The following is a 3798-nucleotide window of genomic DNA, read 5'->3' on the forward strand; positions in this document are numbered from 1 at the left end:
GGACATGGTGAGTTAAATAAACGTGCGGCGGTCACAGCGTCAGGGAAACGCCCGGACCCATACCGAACCCGGAAGCTAAGCCTGACAGCGCCAATGGTACTGCACCCGCCAGGGTGTGGGAGAGTAGGACACCGCCGCCACCACACCCAGTGGGCCCCCCAACAACACAGTTGCGGGGCCCACAACCACAACCACCGTAGCTTCTTCGTGCGCGCGGCCTATTGAAATAACTAGCCATGCGTAGATTGATAAAGCGGTCGCGCCATCGCGCTGAGCTCACGGTCATCTTGCTTAGTGCCGTGCTGTCGCTGGCGCTGTGGACAGCGACGGTGGCGGTACTGGTGGCGTTGCTGCTGGTGCCCGCTAGCTGGCAGGCTACCGAGGCGGCGAGCCTACTCGAAGAGTTTGGGCTGTTTTTCACGGTCGCGCTGGGGCCGCTCATCATTCTCTTTGGCCGTTTTCGGCGTCGGGGGCTGACGCGGGCCCAGGGCGTGCTAGTAGGCCCGGAGCAGTTGCCCGGGGCAGCCAATTTTGCCGTGCAGGTGGCGCACCTGGCCGGTCTGCGGCGCCCGCCCCAGCTGGTCATTACGACCGCGAGCGGTCCGCTCAGCGACTCTTTCGGCGGTCAGGGCGGCACCGTCGTCCTCCACTACGACCTGTTTGAAATCTGTCGTGCCAACGGCGACTACGCGCCGCTGCGTTTCGCTATCGCCAGGGAGGTGGGACGCTTCGCGCTCGGCCACCACGGTCGCTGGCGGCAACTGTGGACCTTCCTGCCGTCGGTGACGCAGGTGGTGCGGGGCGTGCTGGCGCGCGTCGAAGGCTACAGTGCCGACCGTGCCGGGGCGCTACTCCAAGGCGATGCCGCCGGGGACTACTTGACGCTCGTGGCTGGCAGCAAGATCCTCTGGGCGGTTCTCCGCCCTCAAGCATTGGTCGCACAGACCAGCCAACGGGACTTGAGCACCTGGGCGGCGATATTTACCGCCGCGGTGGCGCCGGTGGCGTGGCGGGCGGCGGCGCTAGCCGACGTCGTCGGCGCGCAGCTGCCAGGCGACCGACGCGGGGTAATCCAGCTTACCTACCACCGCTTCCAGGGAGATTTGGCGGCCGCCTGCCAGGCTGGCGCGGCGGGCCGCACCCGGCGGCCGCGGGGCGGGATTTTTCGGCCGCCGCACCTGCCGCGTTAACTATCGTGAACACTGCCGAGCCCGCCCCCGGCCCGGGCATAAGATTTGCCCTATGAGCGACAAGTCCATCGACATGAAGCCGCGCAGTCGGCAGGTTACTGAAGGCATCGAAGCTACTGCGGCACGCGGCATGCTGCGGGCGGTCGGGATGGGGGATGACGACTTCGCCAAACCCCAGATCGGGGTGGCTTCCTCCTGGAACGAGATCACGCCCTGCAACCTGTCCCTGCAGCGCCTGGCGCAGGCCGCCAAGGAGGGGGTGCACGCCGCTGGCGGCTACCCGCTCGAATTCGGCACCATCTCGGTGTCCGACGGCATCTCGATGGGCCACGAGGGGATGCATTTCTCGCTCGTGTCCCGCGACGTTATTGCCGATTCGGTCGAGACCGTGGTCTCGGCCGAGCGGCTGGACGGCACGGTGCTGCTGGCAGGCTGCGACAAGTCCCTGCCCGGCATGCTGATGGCTGCCGCCCGCCTGAACCTGGCGTCGGTGTTCCTGTACGCCGGATCCATCATGCCCGGACACGTCAAACTCTCCACCGGCGAGGAACGCGAGGTCACCATCATCGACGCCTACGAGGCGGTGGGGGCGTGTGCGCGGGGACTGATGAGTCGCGAGGACGTCACCCGTATCGAGAAGGCCATCTGCCCGGGCGAGGGGGCCTGCGGGGGCATGTACACGGCCAACACGATGGCGTCGGTGGCGGAGGCCATCGGCATGTCCGTCCCCGGGTCGGCGGCCCCGCCGTCGGTGGACCGGCGGCGCGACGCCGCGGCCCGGCGCTCGGGCCAGGCAGTGGTGGAAATGCTGCGGCGTGGCATCACCGCCCGCGACATCATGACCAAGGAGGCCTTCGAAAACGCTATCGCGGTGGTGATGGCATTCGGGGGCTCCACCAACGCGGTGCTGCACCTGCTGGCAATCGCTCGGGAAGCCGAGGTCGACCTGGAGTTGGCGGACTTCTCGCGCGTGGCGCAGCGGACTCCGCACCTGGGGGACTTGAAGCCGTTTGGTCGCTACGTAATGAACGACGTTGACCGGGTCGGCGGGGTGCCGGTGCTGATGAAGACCCTGCTGGAGGCGGGCCTGTTGCACGGCGACTGCTTGACGGTGACCGGCAAGACGGTGGCCGAAAACCTGGCGGATATCGCCCCGCCCGCCGTCGATGGCGACATTCTGCGCCCCCTGAGCGACCCGATCCACGCCACCGGCGGCATCACCATCCTGCACGGCAGCCTGGCCCCCGAGGGGGCGGTGGTGAAGTCGGCGGGCTTCGACTCGGAGGTCTTCGAAGGCACCGCGCGCGTCTTCGAACGGGAGCGGGGTGCCCTGGACGCGCTAGAGGACGGCACCATCCGCGAGGGCGACGTCGTCGTTATTCGTTACGAGGGGCCCAAGGGCGGGCCGGGCATGCGGGAAATGCTCGCCATTACCGGAGCGATTAAGGGCGCGGGCCTGGGCAAGGACGTGTTGCTGCTGACCGATGGGCGGTTCTCGGGCGGCACCACCGGGCTGTGTGTCGGGCACGTGGCGCCTGAGGCGGTTGACGGCGGCCCCATTGCGCTCGTGCGCGACGGCGACCGCATCCGGTTGGACGTGGCTAACGCGCGCCTGGACGTGCTCGTGGACCCGGAGGAGCTGGAGGCCCGCCGCGCCGACTTCGCCCCCCTGCCGCCGCGCTACACGAAGGGCGTGCTCGGCAAGTACATCAAGCTCGTGCACTCCGCCTCGGAGGGGGCGGTGCTGTACTGAGCACCGAGTATCTGCGACAGGGACCCGCAGCCGCGGCCGACGATGTTGTCGGCTGGCTGCGGTCCCTGGCCGCCCGGCCCGGCATGTATGTGGGCAGTGACCCAGCGACCGGCCGGGTGGACTACTGGCATGTCGTGCACCTGCTGAACGGTTGGCAGCTGGCCGCCCTGGTAGAGCCGGGCCTGCGGGCGGTGCCGCTGGCGCGGGCCGACGGCACCGATTTCGGCACCTGGCTGGCGGCCGAGCTGGGCGTGCAGTGGGGTCCAGAGTTGGCATGGGGACACCTGCCACTGTTGACGCTGCCGGGCCTGGCCCGCGACGCCTACGGGCGGCCGGTGTTGGCCCCCACCGAGCACGCGGCGGCCCTGGAAGCACTCGGCAAATTGCTGCTGCGTTTCCATAAAACCGACGATTCCTAGCGGCCAGCCGCCGCCCGTCCCCGATTTTCCACAGCTGGGCTGATTTCCTGCACGCTTGGTGTGAGCGGGGTAACTTTGGGGGTATGGATGCGCGGTGTTTGGTGAGGGTGGGAGTGGGTGTGTTGCTGGTGCTGGCTGGGTGTGGTCAGGGTCAGCCTGGTGGGGAGCCGAGTCCGACGTTGTCGTTGGATTGGCAGCAGATGGAGCAGCAGCGCATTGAGGCCTCGCAGCGGGCTGAGGCGCGCGCTAGCGCGAGTGCGACGGCCAGTCCGACGCCCGCCGGGCCGTATGTGTGGAAAGAGATTCCCGAGCCCATCCTGCCTCCCGAGGCCCAAGCCCAAGCCGGTTTTGCCGAGGCCGAGCTGGCGGCGAAGTACTTCGTGGAGCTGCAGTACTACGTCGCCCAAACCAACGATCTTGCTACCTGGGAGCAGGT

The 3798-nt window shown here is 68.0% G+C and carries 4 protein-coding genes and 1 rRNA gene; all 5 read left to right on the plus strand.

What is annotated here, in order from left to right; genetic code table 11:
• The first annotated feature begins 23 nt into the window (after window positions 1-23).
• Window positions 24-140, plus strand: a 5S ribosomal RNA gene (gene rrf / locus BSZ40_RS05580).
• Between the two features lie 96 nt (window positions 141-236).
• Entirely contained in the window at window positions 237-1190 is a 954-nt protein-coding gene (locus BSZ40_RS05585) for a M48 family metalloprotease (RefSeq protein WP_073824120.1), read from the plus strand.
• Between the two features lie 52 nt (window positions 1191-1242).
• A complete protein-coding gene (gene ilvD, locus BSZ40_RS05590; protein WP_073824121.1) occupies window positions 1243-2943 on the plus strand; it encodes a dihydroxy-acid dehydratase in 1701 nt (566 codons plus the stop codon).
• Between the two features lie 83 nt (window positions 2944-3026).
• On the plus strand, window positions 3027-3362 hold the full coding sequence (locus BSZ40_RS05595) for a hypothetical protein (protein WP_143180885.1): 336 nt from the start codon (window positions 3027-3029) through the stop codon (window positions 3360-3362).
• Between the two features lie 119 nt (window positions 3363-3481).
• Window positions 3482-3798: hypothetical protein (locus tag BSZ40_RS05600; RefSeq protein WP_222842750.1), on the plus strand; the 317-nt coding region annotated here is incomplete at its 3' end.

Origin of the sequence: Buchananella hordeovulneris (assembly GCF_001907235.1) — a bacterium.
Lineage (GTDB): Bacteria > Actinomycetota > Actinomycetes > Actinomycetales > Actinomycetaceae > Buchananella > Buchananella hordeovulneris.

Excerpts from the sequence above, each read along its gene's own strand:
- BSZ40_RS05585 (WP_073824120.1), top strand. The coding sequence starts at position 237 with ATGCGTAGATTGATAAAGCGGTCGCGCCATCGCGCTGAGCTCACGGTC.
- ilvD (WP_073824121.1), top strand. The coding sequence starts at position 1,243 with ATGAGCGACAAGTCCATCGACATGAAGCCGCGCAGTCGGCAGGTTACT.
- BSZ40_RS05595 (WP_143180885.1), top strand. The coding sequence starts at position 3,027 with ATGTATGTGGGCAGTGACCCAGCGACCGGCCGGGTGGACTACTGGCAT.